1 protein-coding gene is annotated in these 356 nt (G+C 33.1%); it reads left to right on the forward strand.

All coding sequences use genetic code 11. The annotated features are described in order from the left end of the window. Nucleotides 1-356: helicase-related protein (locus ABCO64_RS10625; RefSeq protein ID WP_343089454.1), on the forward strand; the 356-nt coding region annotated here is incomplete at both ends.

Genomic DNA, 356 nt, shown 5'->3' on the forward strand with positions numbered 1-356 from the left:
GTTTCAGAAATTGAAAAAAGAATAAAGAAAAATGAAAGAACTTTAATCACAACTTTAACGATAAAAATGAGTGAAGATTTAACCTCTTATTTAAAAGAAATGGGTATAAAGGTGGCGTACTTACATTCTGAGATAGACTCATTAGAACGCATTGAGATTATCAGAGATTTACGCTTAGGAGTTTATGATGTGTTAGTCGGTATTAACTTATTAAGGGAAGGACTAGATTTACCTGAGGTGAGTTTTATTGCGATATTAGATGCTGATAAACAAGGGTTCTTAAGAAGTGCGAGAAGCTTGATTCAAACGATCGGTAGAGCGGCGAGAAATAAAGATGGTTTTGTAAAACTTTATGC

The sequence above is a fragment of the Methanocalculus natronophilus genome (assembly GCF_038751955.1).
GTDB classification, from domain to species: domain Archaea; phylum Halobacteriota; class Methanomicrobia; order Methanomicrobiales; family Methanocorpusculaceae; genus Methanocalculus; species Methanocalculus natronophilus.